Annotated in this window: 20 protein-coding genes and 1 other annotated feature; of the genes, 8 read left to right on the top strand and 12 right to left on the bottom strand. The window is 43.0% G+C overall.

Features of this window, described 5'->3' with window-relative positions; genetic code table 11:
* Positions 1–152: a sequence feature (16S ribosomal RNA rRNA prediction is too short), on the bottom strand.
* Between the two features lie 408 nt (positions 153–560).
* Both MAS10914_RS34220 and MAS10914_RS0113955 read left to right on the top strand, forming a co-directional pair.
* Positions 561–716: a hypothetical protein gene (locus MAS10914_RS34220; protein ID WP_156818154.1), complete on the top strand. Its 156-nt coding sequence runs from the start codon at positions 561–563 to the stop codon at positions 714–716.
* Positions 717–1,156: 440 nt separating this feature from the next.
* Entirely contained in the window at positions 1,157–3,742 is a 2,586-nt protein-coding gene (locus MAS10914_RS0113955; RefSeq protein ID WP_017316559.1) for a GAF domain-containing protein, read from the top strand.
* A gap of 110 nt (positions 3,743–3,852) precedes the next feature.
* Here the strand turns inward: MAS10914_RS0113955 and MAS10914_RS0113950 are convergent, their stop codons facing one another.
* A complete protein-coding gene (locus MAS10914_RS0113950; RefSeq protein ID WP_017316558.1) occupies positions 3,853–4,413 on the bottom strand; it encodes a DUF2808 domain-containing protein in 561 nt (186 codons plus the stop codon).
* Between the two features lie 280 nt (positions 4,414–4,693).
* Between MAS10914_RS0113950 and MAS10914_RS0113945 the strand changes: the two genes are divergently transcribed.
* Entirely contained in the window at positions 4,694–5,179 is a 486-nt protein-coding gene (locus MAS10914_RS0113945; protein ID WP_017316557.1) for a DUF4149 domain-containing protein, read from the top strand.
* 53 nt (positions 5,180–5,232) lie between these two features.
* Here MAS10914_RS0113945 and MAS10914_RS0113940 read toward each other — a convergent pair whose 3' ends face one another.
* From MAS10914_RS0113940 to MAS10914_RS0113930, 3 genes are all read right to left on the bottom strand, one after another.
* Positions 5,233–5,529, bottom strand: a complete 297-nt coding sequence (locus MAS10914_RS0113940) for a TMEM165/GDT1 family protein (RefSeq protein ID WP_026082549.1) — start codon at positions 5,527–5,529, stop codon at positions 5,233–5,235.
* A 17-nt stretch (positions 5,530–5,546) separates the two neighbouring features.
* Positions 5,547–5,972 (bottom strand): TMEM165/GDT1 family protein, encoded by a 426-nt coding sequence (locus MAS10914_RS0113935; RefSeq protein ID WP_017316555.1) that lies wholly within the window; start codon positions 5,970–5,972, stop codon positions 5,547–5,549.
* Between the two features lie 151 nt (positions 5,973–6,123).
* A complete protein-coding gene (locus MAS10914_RS0113930) occupies positions 6,124–6,474 on the bottom strand; it encodes a YkgJ family cysteine cluster protein (protein ID WP_017316554.1) in 351 nt (116 codons plus the stop codon).
* Positions 6,475–6,620: 146 nt separating this feature from the next.
* Here MAS10914_RS0113930 and psb30 point away from each other — a divergent pair, with 146 nt between their 5' ends.
* A complete protein-coding gene (gene psb30, locus MAS10914_RS0113925; protein ID WP_017316553.1) occupies positions 6,621–6,740 on the top strand; it encodes a photosystem II reaction center protein Ycf12/Psb30 in 120 nt (39 codons plus the stop codon).
* 69 nt (positions 6,741–6,809) lie between these two features.
* On the opposite strand, the gene MAS10914_RS0113920 is transcribed toward psb30, so the two are convergent.
* The 4 genes from MAS10914_RS0113920 to MAS10914_RS0113905 form a co-directional block, all read right to left on the bottom strand.
* On the bottom strand, positions 6,810–8,933 hold the full coding sequence (locus tag MAS10914_RS0113920; protein WP_017316552.1) for a single-stranded-DNA-specific exonuclease RecJ: 2,124 nt from the start codon (positions 8,931–8,933) through the stop codon (positions 6,810–6,812).
* Between the two features lie 26 nt (positions 8,934–8,959).
* A complete protein-coding gene (gene dprA, locus MAS10914_RS0113915) occupies positions 8,960–10,078 on the bottom strand; it encodes a DNA-processing protein DprA (RefSeq protein WP_017316551.1) in 1,119 nt (372 codons plus the stop codon).
* 60 nt (positions 10,079–10,138) lie between these two features.
* Positions 10,139–10,792 carry a DUF2301 domain-containing membrane protein gene (locus tag MAS10914_RS0113910; protein WP_017316550.1) on the bottom strand — a complete coding sequence of 218 codons (654 nt, stop codon included), beginning with the start codon at positions 10,790–10,792 and terminating at the stop codon, positions 10,139–10,141.
* Positions 10,793–11,072: 280 nt separating this feature from the next.
* Positions 11,073–11,864: an SAM hydrolase/SAM-dependent halogenase family protein gene (locus tag MAS10914_RS0113905; RefSeq protein WP_033365258.1), complete on the bottom strand. Its 792-nt coding sequence runs from the start codon at positions 11,862–11,864 to the stop codon at positions 11,073–11,075.
* A 127-nt stretch (positions 11,865–11,991) separates the two neighbouring features.
* Here MAS10914_RS0113905 and pirA point away from each other — a divergent pair, with 127 nt between their 5' ends.
* On the top strand, positions 11,992–12,147 hold the full coding sequence (pirA, locus tag MAS10914_RS34960; RefSeq protein WP_017316548.1) for an arginine synthesis PII-interacting regulator PirA: 156 nt from the start codon (positions 11,992–11,994) through the stop codon (positions 12,145–12,147).
* 217 nt (positions 12,148–12,364) lie between these two features.
* Here pirA and MAS10914_RS0113895 read toward each other — a convergent pair whose 3' ends face one another.
* Positions 12,365–13,609: a glycosyltransferase gene (locus tag MAS10914_RS0113895; protein ID WP_017316547.1), complete on the bottom strand. Its 1,245-nt coding sequence runs from the start codon at positions 13,607–13,609 to the stop codon at positions 12,365–12,367.
* A 312-nt stretch (positions 13,610–13,921) separates the two neighbouring features.
* Here MAS10914_RS0113895 and MAS10914_RS0113890 point away from each other — a divergent pair, with 312 nt between their 5' ends.
* Positions 13,922–15,547, top strand: a complete 1,626-nt coding sequence (locus MAS10914_RS0113890; RefSeq protein ID WP_033365256.1) for a glycosyltransferase family 39 protein — start codon at positions 13,922–13,924, stop codon at positions 15,545–15,547.
* A 275-nt stretch (positions 15,548–15,822) separates the two neighbouring features.
* Here the strand turns inward: MAS10914_RS0113890 and aspS are convergent, their stop codons facing one another.
* Together aspS and MAS10914_RS0113880 are read right to left on the bottom strand one after the other, a co-directional pair.
* Complete coding sequence (gene aspS, locus MAS10914_RS0113885) at positions 15,823–17,610, bottom strand: aspartate--tRNA ligase (protein WP_017316545.1); 1,788 nt, start codon at positions 17,608–17,610, stop codon at positions 15,823–15,825.
* Positions 17,611–17,788: 178 nt separating this feature from the next.
* The gene (locus MAS10914_RS0113880; protein ID WP_017316544.1) at positions 17,789–18,223 is read right to left on the bottom strand and encodes a hypothetical protein; all 435 of its coding nucleotides are present in this window, start codon (positions 18,221–18,223) and stop codon (positions 17,789–17,791) included.
* Between the two features lie 1,239 nt (positions 18,224–19,462).
* Between MAS10914_RS0113880 and MAS10914_RS0113875 the strand changes: the two genes are divergently transcribed.
* A complete protein-coding gene (locus tag MAS10914_RS0113875) occupies positions 19,463–20,317 on the top strand; it encodes a hypothetical protein (RefSeq protein WP_017316543.1) in 855 nt (284 codons plus the stop codon).
* Here the strand turns inward: MAS10914_RS0113875 and MAS10914_RS0113870 are convergent.
* Positions 20,309–20,530 carry a hypothetical protein gene (locus tag MAS10914_RS0113870; protein ID WP_017316542.1) on the bottom strand — a complete coding sequence of 74 codons (222 nt, stop codon included), beginning with the start codon at positions 20,528–20,530 and terminating at the stop codon, positions 20,309–20,311. The genes MAS10914_RS0113875 and MAS10914_RS0113870 overlap by 9 nt on opposite strands.
* 318 nt (positions 20,531–20,848) lie before the next feature.
* On the opposite strand from MAS10914_RS0113870, the gene MAS10914_RS0113865 reads away from it, so the two are divergent.
* Positions 20,849–22,012 carry an AbrB family transcriptional regulator gene (locus MAS10914_RS0113865; RefSeq protein ID WP_017316541.1) on the top strand — a complete coding sequence of 388 codons (1,164 nt, stop codon included), beginning with the start codon at positions 20,849–20,851 and terminating at the stop codon, positions 22,010–22,012.
* Positions 22,013–22,043: the final 31 nt, after the last annotated feature.

The following is a 22,043-nucleotide window of genomic DNA, read 5'->3' as shown; positions in this document are numbered from 1 at the left end:
TCGTCGCCTAGGTGCGCTCTTACCACACCTACTAGCTAATCAGACGCGAGCTCATCTTCAGGCAATTAATCTTTTACCCATCGGCACATCCGGTATTAGCAGTCGTTTCCAACTGTTGTCCCGAACCTGAAGCCAGATTCTCACGCGTTACTCACCCGTCCGCCACTAGGTGCCTAAGCACCCCGTTCGACTTGCATGTGTTAAGCATACCGCCAGCGTTCATCCTGAGCCAGGATCAAACTCTCCGTTTTGTTTTGAACGAGTTTGCCTAGGCTCCCGAAAATTTCTTCCCGGAATCCTATATCATCAGTTTTGTGAAATTATTTTTGTCTTGAGGCTTTCGCCCCTTGACTCCAATTTATTTTCTTGACGAGGACTTCTTGCTTATGGCTTTCAAACTATTGTTTTGTCTTGGTTCGGCGTGTGTTCTTCTCTTCACACTTTATCTAGTCTAGCCTCACCTTTTTTTTCTGTCAAGTGCTGGAACGAAAATATTTTTCTCACCCTTGGTTTTCGCCTTGTACCCCCTGTTCATCCTGTGTGGACAACACAATTGCACGATGGTCCACAAGTTTCCCTATCTAGAATTTACATTATTAGTCAAACAATGCCTTGGGCGGGTTGCCCGAGTTGTTGCGAGAGCCATTACACCTTGGCAGGAATATTGCTTAATCACCGACTCTTCTCAACTCGCTCAACCCTCCAAGCTGCAATGACCCTCCCATAAGCCCCAACTTTTTGTTTGACTTGCCCTTATTAGGGAAATCCCTTTTTGCCTCTCCCTGTCTGGTTTTTTCCCAGTTGGCGTGTCAAAGTCATGAATTCTCCCTCTTCTGTCAAAAAAAAAGAAGACTCGCTCTGTTTGCGATAGGGTCAAGCTTTCAGTAAAGGACGCTCCGTAATCGTAGAATTTACTAGAAAAATTTTGGTATAAAAACAAATTAACTTTTCAAGCATCACTTATCCACTCCAGATCGCCATAGGAGCTATCAGTTCTAAGTTTTAGATTTTTAACTCCTAACCTCTAGAAGGTGACGCTTACTTGATCACATATTACACTGAGGATGATGTTGATATCTAGTTGCCTGTAGCAACACTTACATACATTAACGTAGTTAAACATTCCTAAAGTGTAATTTCATATCAAAAATCAGTTATGTCAGTTAATCAACGTAGTTGCGGTCATACCGCCGATTTAATTATTAATGTTGCCAGTCAAGAAAACCGTGAATTGTCGCAAAATAGCTTCACTGTGGGTGCTTTTGTCAAAAGAAAAGGAACGATATCTACCTTTCTTGCTCCCCTGACTCAGGATACTTTTAAACAGGTTGTTACGGAAGTTGAACAGAAATTAAGAATTTTCAATCAAACCCTCTCTATGTTGGATTCTCAGGGTTTTGAAACAATCCTGCAAGAAATGCTACATTCAATTACCTTGAAAACAGGGGAATTACTCTGTGCTGATCGCACGACAATATTTTTAGTGGATGAAGAAAAAAAAGAACTCTGGTCAATAGTGGCTGAGGCAGAGGGCGATCGCTCCTTAGAAATCCGTATCCCGGCAGATAAAGGCATTGCTGGCGAAGTTGCCATATATAAGAAGGTCATCAATATTCCCTTTGATTTTTACAACGATCCCCGCTCAGTATTTGCCCGAGAACAAGAAAAAAGAACCGGCTACCGCACCTACACTATGCTGGCTTTGCCACTTTTAAATGAACAAGGACAATTAGTCGCGGTAGTGCAATTGCTCAATAAATTAAAATCCTCCAGTAATCCAGATGCGCCTTTCTCAGAACGTATTGATATCAGAGGCTTTACTGATGCTGACAAAAAATTATTTCAGGAATTTGCTCCATCCATTAGGCTCATCTTGGAGTCCTCGCGCTCATTTTACATAGCAACTCAAAAACAGAGAGCCGCTGCAGCGCTGATGAAAGCAATCAAATCCCTCAGTCAAAGTAGCCTAGACTTAGAAGAAACGCTAAAGCGGGTGATGGTTGAAGCGAAGGAATTGATGAACGCTGATCGCAGTACCTTATGGTTATTAGACCGCGACACGGGTGAACTTTGGACGAAAATTACCCAAGACGGCTGCTCAACCAAGGAATTGCGAGTACCGATAGGTAAAGGCTTTGCTGGCATAGTGGCAATATCCGGTAAGACGCTGAACATTCCCTTTGATCTGTATAACCATCCTGACTCGGATACTGCTAAACAAATAGACCAGCAAAATGGTTATCGCACCTGTAGCTTACTTTGTATGCCAGTATTTAACGCCGATGGAGAATTGATTGGCGTGACTCAGCTAATCAATAAAAAGAAACCAGGGGATTTTCCCCCTTATCATCCCAAATTATGGCCCAAAGCCCCTGAATGTTTTCAAGCTAGTTTTGACCATAATGACGAAGAGTTTATGGAAGCTTTTAATATTCAGGCGGGGATAGCGTTGCATAATGCCCAGTTGTTTGCCACTGTCAAACAACAGGAACTTTTACAGAGAGACATTCTCCGTAGTCTTTCCAATGGAGTGATTTCTACTGATAAAGCAGGTCACATTATTACCGCAAATGAGAGCGCCAAGCGCTTGCTAGGTCTGGAACCAGAAGAGCGTTTGGAAGGTAAGTTGATAAGTGATCTTATTTGCATCAAAGAAGGCAACTTTAGCAAATGGTGCCAAACGGCTTTAGATGCACCAGACTTAACAGACCGTGAGCAGTACTATCCAGATCGCACCTTGCTGACTACTAGCAAAACACAGCACAGTGTGAATTTATCGATAAGCACGATTGCAGATGCTAGAGACCATCAACAAGTACGAGGGGCGTTAGTCGTCATGGATGACATCAGCGATAAAAAGCGCCTCAAGAGTACCATGTATCGGTATATGACTCAAGAGTTAGCAGAAGAACTGCTGAAATTGGATGACGCTAAACTAGGAGGCGATCGCAAAGAAGTTTCGATTTTATTCTCTGATATTCGCGGCTACACCACTTTAACCGAAAACCTGGAAGCAGAAGAAGTGGTGAGTATGCTCAATGAATATTTTGAATCAATGGTGGAGGCGGTCTTTAAATACAAAGGCACTTTGGACAAATATATCGGCGATGCCATTATGGCTGTCTATGGTTCCCCCTTGCCTTTGCAACAACATGCTTGGATGGCGGTACAAACATCTATAGAAATGCGTCATCGCTTGCAAGAATTTAATGCCCGTCGTCAAGTAGATCACAAGCCAAAAGTTAATATTGGTATTGGTATTAATTCTGACATAGTTATTAGTGGTAATATTGGCTCAAGCAAGCGTATGGAATTTACTGCCATAGGCGATGGCGTTAATTTAGGCTCACGACTCGAAAGCGTCAGTAAGCAGTATGGTTGTGATATTATCATTAGTGAAAACACTTATCAACGTTGTCAAAACTATATATGGGCAAGAGAACTTGATTACATTCGGGTCAAAGGGAGAAATGAGCCATTAGCCATATATGAACTAGTAGGTTTGCGTTCCGATCCTGTTTGTAGTACAAAACTACGACTAATTGAGCATTATCACAGAGGGCGTGAGTATTACTCAAGTCGCCAGTTTACTCGTGCTCAGGCTGAATTTGCGAAAGTTTTGGAAATTAACAGTAGAGATTTAGCAGCAATACTACATTTACAACGTTGTCAGCACTGGCTGCAAAAACCTCTATCTGATAGCGACTGGGATGATGGAGTGTGGACGTTTAAAGAGAAGTAGAGTCAAACGTATGGATTTTGAACTGCGAATGGACGTAGTTTGCGTTCGTCGGCTATGAAATTTTTTAAGATTATGCGGCTTTACTTAATAAGTATAAATAACTAATCGATCTAAAAAAACCTAGGACCAAAGTTGTAAAATTGCAGCCTTCCATAACCGAGAAATTGACCGTGAGCTTGCTCGCCTGGTGGAAACGCCGTGACTCCAAATAGATACACGCCAGCAACCTGAGGGTTTTGCACTGGCTTGAGAGCTATGGTGATGGTTCTACCTGGGGATACTGGCGGGTCAAATGTGAGCGATACTGTTTTCGTCTTGCGGTCGCTTGTCGCATCTTTCAAAGCAAGTTTTTGACCTTCGTTGGAACGCGTCCCTTCAAAGGCGAAAGTATCTTCCAAGTCAAAGCGTACACGGTCTACTCCCTCACGCTGGTTAATCGTTATGCGTTGCAGTGGTTCTCCAGCGTTTTCTGGCAGACCAATGGTAAAGTAATACGTTGCGCCCCATACATAAGTCTCCTTGTAGGTCGTCACTACATCACCAAGGCTCGGCGGTTGGACAAAATAGACTTTACCATCTCGTAACTTAACTGCTTGACTCAAATCCGTAGGATATCCGCCTATCACTGCTGTGCAAGCAATCGCTGTACTTAATAAAAATGCTGTACGCATCGCTGTGTCTACCTGGAAATATGACAGACTACAAACTTGCCCTATAGTTCAATTTTACAATTTTCCTTTCAATCTTGTACGTCTTTGAACTAAACTAAATTTTTATTATTCTTAATAATATTTAAATTTTGTTAATTATTTGAATGAAAGCAGGCAAAAAATATTCAATTGCTTTATTAAGATAGCAACCAATTTGTAAAAGATAATTGATTATTGTTGTCACACTGCTTTAGTTGAGTTAGAAACAAGAAGTATAAAGATACGCAATTATTCACGCATTATGAATGCTGTTTCTAGCATCGAACTCAAGCGACCGATTTGGCAAAGTATTGCCATGATCACTTTAGGCTTTTGGCTCAGTGCCAGCCTCTTACTAGACTGGGTAATTATGCCTAGCTTATATGTTTCTGGCATGATGACTCAAGCCAGTTTTGCAACAGCTGGTTATGTCATTTTCTGGAATTTTAATCGTCTCGAATTATTGTCTGCTGGCTTAGTATTAACCAGTGTGTTAGCTCTGTGCAATAGCCAATCTCAGTGGCGTCGCGGTGCAATTATTTTGTCCCTGGTACTGCTGGCGATCGCTTTGGTTGATACCTACTTCTTAACTCCACAAATGTCTGCCATAGGACTTGAATTGAACCTATTTCAGGCAACTGCTGAAATACCAGCAACTATGAATGTACTACATGGGGGTTACTGGGTTTTGGAAGCAGCAAAACTAGTGGTAGGTAGCACACTTTTGGGCTGGTGCTGGCGGCGTTAGATGCAAATGATTAAGAATGATGAATGATGAGTGCTCAACAACTTCATAATTCATCATTCATTAACTTCTGGCGAAGTCTCATTGTTCAGAAATAGCAGGCGTACTGCAAGAATGGCAAATCCCACAGCAGCGATTGCTTTCAACAACCTTGTGGGTAATAACTCTGCCACGGCTCCCCCTGCTAATGCTCCCAACAAGCTAGTCAAAAGTAGTGCACCAGCTGTCCCAAAGAAGACCGCACGCGGAGATTGACAACGACCTGAAAGCGCAATTGCTGCTAACTGACTTTTATCACCCAATTCCGACAAAAAAACTGTAATAAAGCTCAATCCTAAAAGATGCCAATCCATAATTAAAAAATCCAAATTTAAAATTGTGCTACATCCCAAAACAGCATTAGAGAAATCAGCAGCAGCATGATTCCTGCTGCTTTTTCTACAGTTTTCGGAGAAAGTTTGCTAGCTATCCAACTCCCTAACACCACCCCAAGTAGACTCGTTGTGACTAGCGCAGCTGCAGATCCTAAAAACACCACCCACGGAGATTGTGATTCCGCACTCATTAACAGGGTGGATAGCTGTGTCTTGTCACCAATTTCCGCCAGAAAGATGGTTAAGAACGTAGTAGCAAAAATGACTACTGGGGTTTGGGGCTTCTGAGGTTTATCAGAAACTAACGCTGAAGGTAGCTCAACTAAGGTAGTCGTGGAATTGCACTCTACTTCATCTTTTAGCTCTAGCTTGCTTTCAGTTTCAGATACAGAAAGGTTCAAAGGCTTGGAGTCAACTTTCACAGGCAGTATTTTTTTGCTAAGAGGTAGTTTTCATATTTTTCTCATTTTCTCAAGATTTTCGACAAATGGCAAGCTAGTCTCAGGGATTGACGAGTATGGGAAGTAGGGAGAGATGGGGAGGCGCGTAGACAAGAAAGTAAATATCTCACTTCTAAAAACCAACTGCTTGGTCGAAGCGCAACATCTCCAAGCTTCTGTCGCCATACACTCCCTCTATTTGCTGATAACAGCAGTCTATTGCAAAATCGTTCAACTCCTCGGGGTCAATACCGTACATATCCTGAAACACCTCTGGTTCCACACGGCAAAATCGCGGACGATTTGGGTAAATGCGACATTCTCGCGAATCTTTATCGAAATTTACACACCATCCTCCTTCACCGACCATGCTCAGATACAATTCCAGTTCCTCGGGTGATAAATACTCATATATGTCTGGGCGATCTGCTGGGTCAAGATGACAGCAGGCTCCACATTGCTTAACACATTGCCAAGTAGCCATGACTAAAACCTGTTCTAAACGTTGTGCTATTTTTAGTTTTTATAGTTTTTTTTATAATTTTGTTAAGTAAATTAAAGACGACGGGCGATCGCCGGATATGATAAATTGCGGGTTTTGCAGTTATATCATTTCTTTCGGGAGGACAAATGGAAGCTCTATCCAACATTAATTGGGAAGTTATTTTTCAGCTAACTTCTGTCGCACTCATCATGTTAGCCGGTCCTGCAGTGATTTTTGTGCTGGCATTTCGCAACGGCGACCTGTAAGAGTAGTGAGTATGTAGGGGCGCAGGGCTTTGCGCCCGTACTGAATACTGAGTGGAAATGACTCGGAACTCAGTACTGAGTACTCAAGAGTGATAAAGCTTCAAAGGCAGCTTCGATAATGTTATTGTACTGGGGTTGAAAAACATCGACCTCGATCGCATCTTGGCGACTCGTTCCCAGTAAACCAATGTTGTGTCCTAGCTGAACAGCTAGTATTTTGCCTTCGGGGTTTCCAATTCTTAATTCTGATACAGAACCATTTTTATAGATTCCACAGGTATAGTGGCGTTGATGGTACTCAAAGGAAGTTCTTAACGGCGTCGGTCGTGAAGCAAAAAAAATGTGAGACTGGGTTGGGAGCCTAACGCCAAGTAACTCCAACTCAATCGTAGTATTTCCATTAAAATAGTTTTCTCTTAATTTGTAAGCGATATCAAGTCGCGGTGGTAGGGGAAAATAGTCACGCCAGCGCCAAGCGATCGCCTTAATTTTGTAATGTGAATTATCAAGAGTTTGTGTTAAGCTGAGTTTAAGGTGTCCCTTACCTACAGTTTCTTGCTCAACGACTCGAACATTAGGTGTCCAAAAGACTGGATCTGGGTTGTCGATACCGCAAGGCTCCAAAACATTAAGCTGTTGATAAAACTCGAGATGAATTTGACTCAGGTTGGCTTCAGCATCAATTTTTAAAAGTGGTTTGAGGTGCTGGAGTTCAAGACACTTGTTAGCAAACTCACTAAGACGCGATCGCAATGCCGCCAAATTTTCCGATAGTAGAGAAAATCCCCCGGCGGCTTTATGTCCACCAAATTTGCCAAGCAAGTCCTGACAATATTCTAAAGCGTCAAATACGTGAAACTCTGGAATTCCACGCGCTGAACCGCGAATATGTCCCTCATCCTCATATGTGCCGATAAACACCGGAACACCATAGCGTTCCACCAAGCGAGAAGCAACGATACCAATAACACCATGATGCCAGTTGGGTTGCACAATGACTAACACACGGTCTTGTGGTAGAGACGCGCTATGGTACATCTCTACAATTTCTATTGCCTGTTGCTCAATTTGTTCGCACATTTCCCGACGCTGACGGTTAATTGCTTCGCACTGCATAGCCCTTTCTAAAGCTATCCCCATATCGTCAGTCGTTAGCAATTCAATCACAATCTGGGGATCAGCAATACGACCGATTGCATTAATTCGCGGACCCAACCGAAAGCCAATATCCTCCGGCTTGAGAGAAGACGCGGGGACGTGGAGAGGGGGAGAGGGGGAGACAGTTGCATTTAAATTCTCCGTGTCCCCTTGTCCTCCTTTTGCCCCACTCGCCTGCACCCCAGACATTTGAATCAGCGCCTGTACTCCAGGAAGCTTGGATTTGGGTAAATACTGCAAACCACGTTTCACCCAGTGGCGGTTTACACCAATCAAAGGGGCTAAATCTGCAATGGTTCCCAATGTAAAGAGTTCCAGCATCGAAGTTAATATGCCATCGTTAGCCTGTCCTAGTTTTTGGGCAAGGGACACCGCTAAAATGTATGCAACGCCAACACCAGCAATACCCCGATAAGGTGAGGATTCTTGTATGAGTTTCGGGTTAAGAATGGCGTCAGCTGGAGGTAATTGTTGGGGAATGTCGTGGTGGTCAGTGATAATGACTTTTAGACCAAGTTCTCTAGCTCTAGCAATTGGTTCAAAGGCTGAGATGCCATTATCTACAGTTAGAATCAATCTCACGCCTTCACTATGGAATTCTTCAACAATCCGTTTATTAATGCCGTAGCCTTCATGCATCCGACTAGGGATAGCATAATCTACTTGAGCGCCCAACCACCGGAGACCACGCAGAAGTAAAGCAGTGCTTGTCATCCCATCAGCATCGTAGTCACCACAAATAGCGATTTTCTCTTGAGAGACAATCGCACTTTGCAACAACTCCAGACTCATTGCCAAATCAGGAAAGTCGTCCAAAGGTGAAGGCAAGACCTGGTATCCTGAATCTAAAAAAGTTTGTGCTTCTTCTGGCGTTTCAATACCCCGATTTATCAGCAGTTGGTTGATTAAGGGGGGTAAATTTGTCGTTTCCCCCAGCTTTTGCGCCAATTCTGTTTTTTGAGGGGAAATTTGCCACCTTTGATGAGGTAGTCGCTGACGAGGACGGGAAAATTCAGGCGTGGGTTGGTCTGACACAGTGTAAGTCAATGATATTTTTCTTTTTAAGACCGCTGATATCGCATTCCTGGCAGTTGCGAAACTAAACCCATGAGCTCCAACTGTAACAAAGCGCTGGAAACAGAACCAGCAGACATGCCCGTTTGTTGAATAATAAAATCAAAGGGTAAAGATTCTGAAGAAATTGCATCCATAACCCGTTGGAGTTCTGGTGGTAAATCAGGCAAAGTCAACTGCTGCGGTGAGGTAGACGCTTCAATAGAATCAAGTTGTGGTATTGCTCCCAGCATCTTGAGCAATTCGTCTAATTCCTTGAGAATGGGAGCAGCCCCTTGGCTGAGTAGTTTTAAACACCCTTGGGATGGGTAATCATCCAGTCTTCCTGGCAAGACGTAGACATCTCGCCCAAAATCATTGGCATAACTTGCGGTAATCAAAGCACCCGATTTTAGCGGTGCTTCCATCACTAGGACAGCACGGCTCATACCTGCGATAATTCTATTACGACGAGGAAAGTGAGTGCGATCAGGTGGCGTTTTCGCTGGATACTCACTCACAACCAACCCAGCAGTCAAAATCTGCTTGTACAGTTCTTGATTTTTGGATGGATACACAACATCTACACCAGTGCCTAAAACTGCGATCGTGCGTCCTCCTGCTTTCATAGAGACGGCGTGACTTTCAGTATCAATTCCCTCTGCCAAACCAGAAACAACTGTGAACCCATTTTTAGCCAAAGCTGTGCTGATTTGGCGAGTCCAACGAATGCCATACTCTGAGGGTTGGCGTGTACCCACAATCGCAACGAGTGATTTTTGTCCCAAATTTTCTTGTAGGTCTACTTCACCACGATAGTACACCACAGGCGGTGGGCTGGGAATTTCTAGCAGTAACCGGGGATATTGTGCATCTGCTGGTGTCCAGAAATTTGGGTTTTGCTGTTGGTGTTGCTCCAGAAATTGTTCAGGATGCAAACGGGAACGCTGTTGCACCACCTTTTGCAGCGTTTGAAAACCAAAACCCTCTACTTGTCCCAACTGGGCAGGCATCGCTTTCCACGCTGCTGCTAGTGTACCAAAATGCTGCTGTAACCGTCGTAGTAATACTGGACCAACACCAGAAATTTGCGACCAAGCTAGCCAGTATGCACGTTCTTGTCCCAATAGCTCATCCTCACATCTTCTGGGTTTATTATTCCCAGATTGTGACGCTGCGATATTTCCCTAAACTTTTACAGAACGTTGTGCTTTTAAATATGCAAAAACAGACTTATCCCCAATATCCGCAGGAATTTCTTGCACTACCTTACGTAGGGCAAACACCACAAATAAAATTGCCCACAGTCCTAATAAAACCTGTTCTCCCTGTGTTGGCAAAACTCCAAGCAGATGTCCTAGCAGTAGTACAGGTACTATTGGCGTCAGTATCTTGGTTTCAAAACGATTGAAGCAAAACGCTTCTTTGAAGTAAATCCCTGTCAAAGCGACAAAGGTAAAACCAACTCCCAGCAAGGTGAGTGGTTGAGTGTAAACGGTTACGGCTAAAGGTGTACTGCTAGAGAATGCTAGGATAACTGCGGTGATGCTGCCAATAACCCAAAAAACTTGCAAAAGTCGGTGCAGAAATGCCATGTATATATGGATGGTTAGTAAACTCACACCAAGAGCGAGACTGAAGCTGGCATAGAGAGGCGTCAGGAGGTGGAAATCTGGGTGATTTTCTAGCAAAACCAAAGCGCTGCCTATGGCAAAACTGAGTGCAGCTACCATTAATGCACTACGGTAGATTATTACGCCAGTGCGATCGCCGCCAGTTATCGTAAATTCTCCAAACTGACCTTGATAAACTTCTGGTACATATACTGTTTGCTGAGTCATAGTTATTTTAGATTTGAGATTTTAGATGACTTGGTGGTAATAACAAAAAATCTTTCACCTACAATTTCTATGCTAATGAGTCTCTGCCCTAGTGGTTTATCGAATTAATTTATGATGCTTGTACAAATTCGTAGTCAGGACTTTAGTCCTAAATTTTTTGAGCGCTTAAGTGCTCACTACGAAGCCTTCAAAATAAATGTGATAGACCACTAGCGTGTTATCTTTTGTGAATTTCTGGCAATTTTACCGAATTAATTAAAACTTGGCTCCTTAAAAACAGCTAGCTTTCAAAAGCGAGTTCTACCCTATCTCCCAACTGTATCTGCAACTGTGACTGGGCGTTACCGCTGTTGATGGCAATTTCTACCCAGCCGTGACTTTCAACTAGTGAGATCGCCTCTCCAACTTTCACATCACTATAAGTTTCACATCCTGTAATCGTTAACCCAGCTGCTTTAACATACCAAGTTCTGCCTTGCACGTAATTCCCAGGAATGTTGGTTACTAAGTTCCCGAAGTGGTCAATATATTGAATAGAACCTGCTATACCTGTTTCTGTTAAAATACATCCGGATATGTCCATTGGTACCAAAATTGCTGAGTTGATGGGATTTCCTAGCTCTTTGAGAGGGACTCCGCTTGCAAGATGTGCCGCGACTGGTGCAAAGATATCCCTACCGTGGAAAGTCTTGCTGAGTTGGGGGGTTCTCCAATAATCAGAGTTCGTCAATTCTACAACTGCGATCGCTGGACTTTGACTTAACAATCCGCTGAATATGCCATTATCTGGTCCTACCAAAAACCCATTGGCAAATTCTACCGCGATCGCCCGTCGCCTTCCTCCCACACCCGGATCGACTACTGCCAAATGTACTGTCCCATCGGGAAAGTAAGGGTAAGCATTCATTAGGCAAAATCGAGCAGCCGCGATGTTTTGCGGCGGAATTTGGTGTGTCAAGTCTACCAACCTCAGTTCTGGGTTGATTTCGGCAATAACTCCCTTCATTACGCCGACATAAATATCGCGATCGCCAAAATCGCTGAGCAAAGTGATCATGGAGTTGTGATGCATCTTGCTATAATTTATTTCTGGTTGATTAATATATATTAAGTTTATTTTTCTGTAACAAAAGCTACTAAAAATTTGCTATGTTATGAAAATCAGACATTAATGGGGAAAAAAAGAGGCAACTTGTTAAATGACTAAGAACAGAGTGGAAGCGACAAAAAACGCACGGGAAGCGCATCAACTGAATATTAAAAGAAGCTTAGAACATCGCTTACAAGTCGCTAGAGCTAAGGGAGACGAAAAGCTAATTCGCCAATTGGAAGCAGAGATGAAGTATTTCGGCTAAATTAACGTTTTATTGTTCTAGTTCATAGTTCTGTTGTGTGTCAGCCCGCTTCGGCGGGTTTTCCTGTTTTCAAAAGGTACAATTTTGTTTTATCCAGGTCTGGTCAGCTTGCAAACGCACCAGGGTCAACCAAACCAAGCAAATCATCAATTAAGAAAAAGTGGATGTGCATTTCCTTGCACATCCACTTTTTTTGACTTCATAATTTCACAAAAAGCTATTTCACCTGAGTTACGCGCCAACTGAGTTTCAAATTCACCCAAAAGTTCCAAACAGTAGCAACTGCAATGGCAATCAGGTTAGCAATGTAGCGGTTGGGAATGACAAAATTGAACACCAAGTTCAACACCAAGACATTCAACACTAGTCCAGCTAGACAGATAATGTTGAATTTCAAAAACCGCTTCAAGCGCTGACGCCATTGCTGCTGCTGGCTGCTGACATCAGCAAACGTCCACATATCATTCCACAAGAAATTATTGAAAATTGCTACTTCCCCAGCAATGATTTTGCTGCGCGTCAGAGGTAAAGCCAGGGTTGTCGGGTCACTGAGCAAGTAAAGCACTGCCATATCCACAAATACCCCTGATAGTCCCACTAAACCAAAGCGGACAAACCGACCAATGGGGAAACCGATGCGTTGACTAAATTGTCCTAGTCGACCGGTCGATAGCCGCAAGCGGATTAAGTGGTGGATGTACTCGAGATATTGCTTCCATGTTACCTTACTTTCACCCTCTTTGCGCTCGCAGAACACATAGCCGACTTCGGCAATTTTCCCCACGTTTCCGCGCCCGATGACCTCCAAGAGAATTTTGTATCCTACGGGATTAAGGGTTTGACCAACTATACAGCGGCGACGTATCATAAAATAACCGCTCATTGGGTCTGAAACTCTTGCAAGAACCCCTGGTAGGATTATCAATCCTAACAACTGAGCGCCTCGGGATAAGAAACGCCTGATGAAACTCCAACTGCTGACTCCACCGCCTTCTACGTGACGGCTGGCGACTGCTAAATCTGCTCCTTGTTCAATAGCTTGTAATAGTTGCAGTAGCACATGGGGTGGATGTTGCAAATCCCCATCAATGACCCCTAAAACACCTCCAGTGGCTGCTTGCCATCCGCGAATCACTGCACTGGATAATCCCCGTTCAAGCTGTCGTCGCATCACCCGTAGTTGGGGGTATTCTCCGATGAGCGACTGGGCTATGTTCCATGTACCATCTGGACTGTCATCGTCCACGACAATCATCTCATACTTTCCAGCTATCGACTCATCTAGTAAGCTGCTTAATACAGAGACGATTTTTTGAATATTTGCCGCTTCGTTATATGTCGGAATTACCAGAGACAACAATATGGGTTCACCATCTGGTGTTATGGTTGCAGGGGGTAATTCTGGAATTTGTAATGCACCTGTGGGTACTGATAAGAAAGAATTAGGTTGGATGATACTCATGCAGAGAGAATTTTCTGGGGAAACAGCGCTTGTATTAATTATGTTCGAGCGTGCTTTTTGTGGTTTTAGTCAAAATTAATAGTTGCTTATTCGTGTTTCTGCCTTCTATCACAAGACCTATGTCTTAGGTATGAGTTTATTTTGTATAGTTTTCCCCTAAATTATATAGTTGATTATGCTCATCTTTTCCAAAGTAATTATACCTGGGATAATCCTGACGCTTGCCACTTAAGCGTTCTATTTGCTAGCTCTATTTGCTAGCAAAGAATAGCGGTCATTTTTTGACTTCACAATCGCCATTCCTCTAAGGATATGAACGGCAAATTAATGCATAGCAAGGTGCTTCCTCCAACTTGGTTACGGTTTTTAGTCATCGTCCTATTGGCATTGGGTGTATTTTTTCGCTTCGTCAATCTTGACCGAAAAGTCTACTGGTTCGACGAGACTTTTACCTCACTACGAGTTGCTGGCTACACAGCGTCAGAAGCTAACGAGCAAATCTGCAATGGTCAAGAAATTAACGCTCAAGATTTACAGAAATATCAGCGTCTTGCTCCTGAAAAAACTCTAACCGATACAATTAAATCCTTAGCACTAGAAGACTCTCAGCATCCACCGCTCTATTACGTACTCACACGATTTGGGATGCAATGGTTTGGCAGTTCAGTTGCGGTCACTAGAGGTGTGTCTGCGCTCATGAGCTTACTGGCTTTCCCTTGTATGTATTGGCTGTGCCGAGAATTATTTGAGTCATCGCTTGTAGGATGGGTAGCAATTGGACTGCTAGCTGTATCGCCATTACATGTGCTGTACGCACAAGAAGCACGGGAGTATAGTTTGTGGAGTGTGACAATTTTGCTATCAAGCGCAGCACTGTTGTGGGCAATGCGACTAAAAACAAAGCTGAGTTGGGGAATATATGCACTATCTGTGGCATTAGGGCTGTATACATTTCTGTTTTCTGGATTAGTCATGATTGCTCATGGTGTTTATGTAGTTGCTCTGGAACGATTCCGATTGACTAAGAAGGTGATTGCTTATTTTCTGGCATCTAGTGTAGGGATTTTAGCTTTCACGCCTTGGCTTGTGGTTGTTATCACTAACTTTGCGAAAGTTCAAGAAACAACAAGCTGGATGACTGATAAAGTATCCCGGTTACTTTTGATGAAGTTCTGGGCTGTTAACCTGAGCTATTTTTTGATTGATTTTGATTATGATTTAAGACGTGGTCTTGAGGGTTCTTTATTAAAAAGAATCATAAAATACCTGATTCCTTTTCTCTTAGTTTTTGTTGGATATTCGATTTATTTTCTCTGGCGTCGTACACCAAAGCGAGTTTGGTTATTTGTTTTCATATTGATTGGGATCACAGCCCTCCCCTTAGTCATTTCTGATTTCATTTTTGGAGGAGTGCGATCGCAAATTCCTCGGTATTTCATCCCTGCGTATTTGGGGATTCAGTTGGCTGTTTCATATTTGCTAGCAACTCAAATTATCCCCTCTTCTGTTAACATCTGGAGACGACGGATGTGGCAGATAGTTATGGTTGGGCTGGTTGGCGCTGGAGTCATATCCTGTGGCATCAGTTCTCAAGCAGAAACGTGGTGGCTGAAGTCTCTTAACCTTTATACTCCCCAAATGGTTCGCATGCTTAACCAAGCGAGTCACCCAATTTTAATAAGTTCCTGTGAGGGAACTTGGGCTATAGCTGATGAACTATCTCTGAGTTATCTACTCTCTCCAAAAGTGAGAATTCAGTTGGTGAACGAGTCGCATATGTCCCAAATTTCTCATAGTTTCAATGATGTATTTTTATACAATCCTCCCCATAATCCTCTTCCACAGACATTGGAGTATAAACTTGAAAAAGAGCAGCAATCTAGGATAGGGAATGTTTACTTTGATAAGTTCCAGCTTTGGAAACTTGCAAAAAATTAGAACTCTGGCAAAAGTATTTTTTTTATATAAAACCACAGATTCATACAGATTCACACCGATATAATATCTGTGTTTATCTGTGTCCATCTGTGGTTTTATTTTCTAGATTATTCACGTTTGCAAGAAGTCTAGTGAGTTGGATAATGAAACCACAAATATAGCGGTTTGCAACCCTTGTAAGGTACACAAAGAAATAATGAACCACAGATGGACACGGATGCACACAGATAAAACTAAATCTCTGTTGATCTGTGTGCATTCTTAGTTTTCAATAACTAAGATTTTGGCTTATAAGTCGAAGCAACGTGCAACTCTTTGAGCTGCTTGGCGTCAACTCCCGAAGGCGCATCTGTTAACAAACAACGTACTTGTTGCGTCTTTGGAAAAGCAATGACATCCCGAATTGATTCTTCGCCAGCTAGCAACATCACCAAACGATCCAAACCGTAGGCGATACCACCGTGAGGCGGAGTTCCATATTCAAACGCCTCCAACAGAAAACCAAATTTATTCTGCGCTTCCTCACCAGAGAAACCAATTGTCTCAAACACCTGCTGTTGAATTTCCCGTTGATAAATCCGCAAACTACCACCGCCAACTTCAAAACCGTTGAACACCAAATCGTAAGCTTGCGCCCTTGCAGTTTTTAAGTCGCCCACATCATCGGGATGAGGCGCAGTAAATGGGTGGTGCAGTGCTTCTAGGCGCTTTTCGTCTGCGTTCCATTCAAACATAGGGAAATCTGTCACCCACAGCAAATTAATTTTCTCTGGATTTATTAACCCGAATTCCCTAGCGACAACTTGCCGCAGCCTATCTAAAGTTTTATTAACAGTAGCAGTATCACCAGCCCCAAATAGCAGTAAATGTCCGGGTTTTGCACTTGTACGGTACAAAATTTTCTGTTTTTGTTCTGCGGTGAGATTGTCTTTAATTGCGCCAATGGTGTCAATTTCACCGTCATCTCGTACCCGGATGTAAGCTAAACCTTTGGCACCGGCTTCGCTGGCTTCTTTGAATAAGTCGCCGCCTGGTTTGATACGGACGTTAGAAATGAAATCGTTCCCGTTGGGAATGGGAAGAATTTTGACAATACCACCATTGGCGACGGCTTCGCGAAAGACTTTGAAGCCAGAGTCTTTCATGACATCCGAGACATTGACGAGTTCTAAACCATAACGCGTATCTGGCTTATCACAGCCATAGTGTTCCATCGCGTCGGCGTAAGTCAGACGTGGGAAAGGACGTTGTACTTCAATGCCCTTTACTGTCTTGAAAATATGACCAACTAACTTCTCGTTAAGTTCAATAATTTCTTCTTGGGACATGAAGCTCATTTCCATGTCCAACTGGGTAAATTCTGGTTGTCTGTCGGCGCGTAAGTCTTCATCACGAAAGCAACGCGCAATCTGATAGTATCTGTCAAAACCTGATACCATCAGTAATTGTTTAAATAGCTGAGGTGATTGCGGCAAGGCAAACCACTCACCACCGTTGACGCGACTAGGTACAAGGTAATCTCGCGCGCCTTCGGGAGTGGAACGAGTGAGGACGGGAGTTTCAACTTCAATGAAACTTTCTACGTCTTCTAGGTAACGACGAATAGCTTTGACGACTTGATGACGCAGTTGCAAGTTATGCGCCATGCGATCGCGTCGCAAATCTAGATAACGATACTTCAACCGCAATTCTTCCCGCACGGGATCGATGTCTGCGGTGGAAACTTGGAATGGTAACTGTTTACGAACTGAGTTGAGGAGTTTAATTTTATCGGCGTAGATTTCTACTTCGCCTGTAGGTATGCGGGGGTTTAGGGATTCTTCAGGACGTTGTGTCGCTCTACCAGTGATTTCGACAACGTATTCATTTCGCAAGGTATTTGCCAATTCGTAGGAATCTGGGGTACGTTGCGGATCGCTGACGATTTGGATAATACCATTGCGATCGCGTAAATCTATAAATATCACACCACCATGATCGCGACGACGGTCTACCCATCCGTATAAGGTGACAGTTTCTCCAATATGTTGTTTTCGGAGTTCGCCGCAATAGTAAGTTCGCATAGCTATTAGTTCTTAATTACCGAGCTAGAGACAAGTCAATGTTAGAGCTTTTTCATTATCTAGCATCATTTAGCCATTCTAGTCGTTCTGGTTTAAGAAATCTAAGGCAAAAACGTAAATATGTAGAGACGTTGCATTGCAACGTCTCTACATGCTGTCGCCGTGAAATTCAACACAATTAAGAGCGAGGGCGAGGAGCATTGAAAGCATCCCATGCAGCTTTGACGGCGTCTTGGAAGCGATCGCCTAGTTCTGCGACTTGTTTGAACAGCAAGTGCCAGTTTCTCTCAGCTTCCTGTTGTAGGACTGCAAATGCGTGTTCAATGCGATCGCCCGTAAGGGCGCTGCGCTCCGCGCAATCGCGCTCAATGAGTTTGTCACCTTCAAGGGCTTCCCGTGCTTGACGTACCGCATTCAAATAGGTTTCACGGGTGAGAGTCCCTGCTGATTCTGCCTCAGATTGGGCGCGTCTTTTGATTGCCTCAATCAGTGCTTTGGTTTCGTGCTTGACTTCATCGGTTTCACCTGCCATCTCAGTTTCTACCATTTCATGGGTCTGAGGGCTGACTTCTATGACGACCAAGTTTTCTTCACTATTTGCATTGTAGGTCATGCTTAGTCTCCTTTGTGCAATCTAGTAATATTTTCGATAGCTGCACCTAGTTGAGTTAACACTTCGTTGACTACTGTTTATCGCCCAAATGATAACTCAGACTAGACAGTTGTTCTTGTTCTAACTTTAGCAATACTTCAATTCCTGCTTCAATTGATTTCTCATCTTTCTAGGTCTCCTTGTAATGCTGATTCACAGCTATACCTGTCCTATCTGATTTTTGAACATGAACTGTAGTTTATAAACCGCACTTGGTGCAGAGAACACAGAGTGGTTTGACAACTGACTTAGGATTGCTATAGCAACAACATTACCTAAGCCCTATTTTTATAGTATCGACAAAAACACAGATTCATCAGGTAGAATTTGCGCTCCAATTTAGTACGGTTTTCCCACTCAAGTACCGATTCTGATTCTGCGTTTGCTGTCCGTTCAAACAGATTTCGGATATGAGTCAGAAAATACATTTCTGGGTGTTGCTGAATCAAGATAGGAATTGACAATTTACGGGTTTGTAGAGACGTAGCCCTATGGTTAACGCCACGCCTTACGGCGTAAGCCAACACGTAATGTGCGCTCTGCGCTTACGGGTATCTCCTTTGGAGCATCTGGCGTTAGAAACTCTACCAAGAGATCTAGACTCATATGCTACGTCTCTACAAGAATTTCGCAACAAAATATAGAATTGTTACAAGTGTAATTTATGACTGAATTCAGCAACGCCAATTTCTGGGTGTCGTGCATAGTAATGAAATAGCCCTGCAAGGTCTAAGTGATATTAAATTTAGTCAAAATCTCAAACTTTATCCCATTTTTTCCTAAAAGTAGGAAAAAATGGGATAAAAGGGTTTTTATGCAGATTTATCACCCACCCTTTACATTAAAATTCTGGGAAAATGAACTAAAAATTCAGTTTAATCTCTAAAAACAAAAAATAAGCAGGATTTTCCTAAAAATAAGCTATAAACTCTTTATTTTTATCTTCGCAAATTGCATAAAATCTTCTTGTAGGAGTTGATTGATAGGTGATATTTATCACAACTTAGGTAGTATCCCTGATTATAGGATGGAAGAATTGGCTGGAGAAACTGTACTTGCGTGGGATAACAACATCCTAAGCATGAAAAAAGGAACTATTGGCACATAAATTGTATCTTTGACTGCTCCAGACAATAACCCAAAAATGGGGAACCGATTGGGAATCGAACGGATTAGTCATAATCTTTAAGGATAAATCTAATGGCGCAGAACATCAACAGGGTAGGAGTGGTGCATAAAGCTATCAAAATCTTGCGGGACTTTGCAGCATTTATCATCAGTCCTTGGTCCAGTAAAGCATCTATCAAGTCTTTGCAAAAACGAGTCGATTCTCTCGAACAAGGTTTATATGAGAGTCTACCAAACACAGAACAACGCCTGGAGTCACTCATTGAGAACTTGCAATACCAGTTCAACTTTCTGGAAGATAGTACAAAAAATCGCCTAGAGAATTTACTAGAATACGATTTGCGTCAACAAGTGCTGAACGTGCTGAAGGAGGAGACCGATATTGTCATTCAAAACATTAAACCAATTGTTGAAGATATGATCTGCGAGCTAGGGGATAATCAGATCTTAGAAGGGAATCACCCTAACGTAGCAGATATTCAACTCAAGCAGCATCAACTCCAAGAATCTCTAGCACAGATTCAACAACTCACTACGTCACTCCCAAGCCTAGAAGCACAATCAGCAGCCTGTCTAGAAGCAGGATTCTGGCTACTAGCTCATCGAGAAGAAGTAGCACAAGAAGTAGCGCATGAGTTATTGGGTTCACAACATCCCCAAATAGAAGTATTTCGTTACAACCTCAGTAAATATTTGAAGCTGCTTGGCAGCTGTTTGGAAAATGGGATTGAACCTCGTCTACTCTATCAAGGAATCATCACTCACCAACAGCCACCAGTCGAGACATACACAAACGCGTTCAAGTTGATTCAAGATAAGTACATAAGTTATTGGGAAGAATCAGATCAAGTGTCAACTGAAGCAGCGGTGGAGTTGAGAGGGTACTTCAACTACCTAATCGATTACTTGGTCAAAGTTTTAGTCTGAGCAGAGAGAATCCTTAATATGTTGCTCGATTGTCTCAATAGCCTGCTGATTGAAAGTAGAAACTTTCAAGTGCAGGCTAATAGCGATTTGCAAAAGTTTTCCTTCTTGCAAACGGTTGTGCGCTTCTAGCTTGTTTGCCAGGTTTTGAAGCTCCGTAGTTAGCAGAGTGTTGTATTTGTTTAAATAATTGTAGAAAAATTGGTGTTGTGCCATTGGGCAATTTTTAGGGCTTACAATTCCTGTATTCATGAGATGAGAATTAATTCAGGAATCCATCCATCAAGTTTTTCAAACCATGAAGTCATGGCAAATTCTTAACAGACAGTTTCTTTAAGGCAAGCAGTGCAATATTGAGAACTATAGGCATTTAGTTAAGCGTAGCACCTAGCATAGGTTGACAAAAAGTTCAAGAGCAGGGTTGCCTCAAAACAGAGCTTTGGAGGAGCCTCTTCTTCCAAAAGAGGCTCGGCAACATACGGGCGATTGCGCTAGTTTGAGTAGATAGTAAATTAATGTAAAAAACGGGAATTGATGAATCAGACCTTTAGCGTTGCGATTCCCAAGGAAGTTGGCACTCAGCAGATCCCTGTAAAGCCTTTGATTGTCCTTGGATTGGAAATGCTTCTGGCATTACCCATAGGTTTAGTCTTAGCAAAGTTCCATATCGGAGGGATTGCCTGGATATTTGGCGGTATTGTCTCTGGTGCAGTGGTGCTTCAGACGTGTCGAATTTTGTATGGCTATATCCCCAAACCCAACCGAACCGCCAGAAAAACGGGAATGGCACTTGTAGGGCTAAATGTCGGCTTTTGTGTTGCCCACGCTCATCTAGCTAATGTTACTTCTTGTTTTCCTGTTTTTGCTTTTCTGACCTTTTTCCTGTTGCTGTGTAGTACCTTCATTGGCTACATTTACTCGCGCCTCAGCAAAACGAATCTCTTAACGGCGATGTTGGCTACAGTTCCCGGCGGTGTGGGATCGATGTCAGCGATCGCCGCAGACTACGACAGAAATGTTACCATTGTGGCGCTCGTTCAAGCAATTCGCGTCACTACCGTAGTTTTTCTGATTCCCTTAATCGCTAGGGTATCATTAGGGAATCAAGTTTATCCGCAAACAATTCCTGTTAAAGATGCCTTGCTCAGTCTCGAACCATCCCAATTAGGGTTACTGTTATTGGCGCTGCTATTTGGCGGATTAGGAGTTTATCTTGCAGTTTTCAGTAAAATTCCTGCTGGTGAGTTTTTCGGTGCAATCGTTGCTGGAATAGCATTTAATCCAATGCTTGATTGGCTTCCTTTTCTAGGTGATGTTAACTTTACTTTGCCGCCTTTAGTCAACATAGTGGGTCAAATGCTGTTGGGAATTACCATCGGTGAGTATTGGGGAGACAAACCTACTTTCGGGAAAAGGAGTATCGCCTACGCTTTGCTGTCTGTAGGATTGACCCTCGTTGCTGGGGGACTCGCCTCCATCTTTGCTATGAAACTCACGTCTTGGGACTGGTTAACGTGTTTGCTGGTTACAGCACCGGGAGGTTCGGCGGAAATGATTTTAGTTGCCCTAGCATTGGATCATAATGTTGAAATTGTCACGGCGGGTCATTTGGTGCGACTTATCGCTATCAACAGTTCTCTACCGTTGTGGGTATTTCTGTTTCGTCGGCTTGACACTCAGTCTTTGGAACCAACTTAAGATTCAATAGAAGATTTCACTAAAGGATGCT

It is taken from the genome of Mastigocladopsis repens PCC 10914 (genome assembly GCF_000315565.1).
GTDB lineage: Bacteria > Cyanobacteriota > Cyanobacteriia > Cyanobacteriales > Nostocaceae > Mastigocladopsis > Mastigocladopsis repens.
Note: the sequence above shows the minus strand (reverse complement) of the source record. Positions and strands in the feature narration are given on the sequence as shown.

Excerpts from the sequence above, each read along its gene's own strand:
- MAS10914_RS34220 (WP_156818154.1), top strand. The coding sequence starts at position 561 with ATGGTCCACAAGTTTCCCTATCTAGAATTTACATTATTAGTCAAACAA.
- MAS10914_RS0113955 (WP_017316559.1), top strand. The coding sequence starts at position 1,157 with ATGTCAGTTAATCAACGTAGTTGCGGTCATACCGCCGATTTAATTATT.
- MAS10914_RS0113950 (WP_017316558.1), bottom strand. The coding sequence starts at position 4,413 with ATGCGTACAGCATTTTTATTAAGTACAGCGATTGCTTGCACAGCAGTG.
- MAS10914_RS0113945 (WP_017316557.1), top strand. The coding sequence starts at position 4,694 with ATGAATGCTGTTTCTAGCATCGAACTCAAGCGACCGATTTGGCAAAGT.
- MAS10914_RS0113940 (WP_026082549.1), bottom strand. The coding sequence starts at position 5,529 with ATGGATTGGCATCTTTTAGGATTGAGCTTTATTACAGTTTTTTTGTCG.
- MAS10914_RS0113930 (WP_017316554.1), bottom strand. The coding sequence starts at position 6,474 with ATGGCTACTTGGCAATGTGTTAAGCAATGTGGAGCCTGCTGTCATCTT.
- psb30 (WP_017316553.1), top strand. The coding sequence starts at position 6,621 with ATGGAAGCTCTATCCAACATTAATTGGGAAGTTATTTTTCAGCTAACT.
- MAS10914_RS0113910 (WP_017316550.1), bottom strand. The coding sequence starts at position 10,792 with ATGACTCAGCAAACAGTATATGTACCAGAAGTTTATCAAGGTCAGTTT.
- MAS10914_RS0113905 (WP_033365258.1), bottom strand. The coding sequence starts at position 11,864 with ATGCATCACAACTCCATGATCACTTTGCTCAGCGATTTTGGCGATCGC.
- pirA (WP_017316548.1), top strand. The coding sequence starts at position 11,992 with ATGACTAAGAACAGAGTGGAAGCGACAAAAAACGCACGGGAAGCGCAT.
- MAS10914_RS0113895 (WP_017316547.1), bottom strand. The coding sequence starts at position 13,609 with ATGAGTATCATCCAACCTAATTCTTTCTTATCAGTACCCACAGGTGCA.
- MAS10914_RS0113890 (WP_033365256.1), top strand. The coding sequence starts at position 13,922 with ATGAACGGCAAATTAATGCATAGCAAGGTGCTTCCTCCAACTTGGTTA.
- aspS (WP_017316545.1), bottom strand. The coding sequence starts at position 17,610 with ATGCGAACTTACTATTGCGGCGAACTCCGAAAACAACATATTGGAGAA.
- MAS10914_RS0113880 (WP_017316544.1), bottom strand. The coding sequence starts at position 18,223 with ATGACCTACAATGCAAATAGTGAAGAAAACTTGGTCGTCATAGAAGTC.
- MAS10914_RS0113875 (WP_017316543.1), top strand. The coding sequence starts at position 19,463 with ATGGCGCAGAACATCAACAGGGTAGGAGTGGTGCATAAAGCTATCAAA.
- MAS10914_RS0113870 (WP_017316542.1), bottom strand. The coding sequence starts at position 20,530 with ATGGCACAACACCAATTTTTCTACAATTATTTAAACAAATACAACACT.
- MAS10914_RS0113865 (WP_017316541.1), top strand. The coding sequence starts at position 20,849 with ATGAATCAGACCTTTAGCGTTGCGATTCCCAAGGAAGTTGGCACTCAG.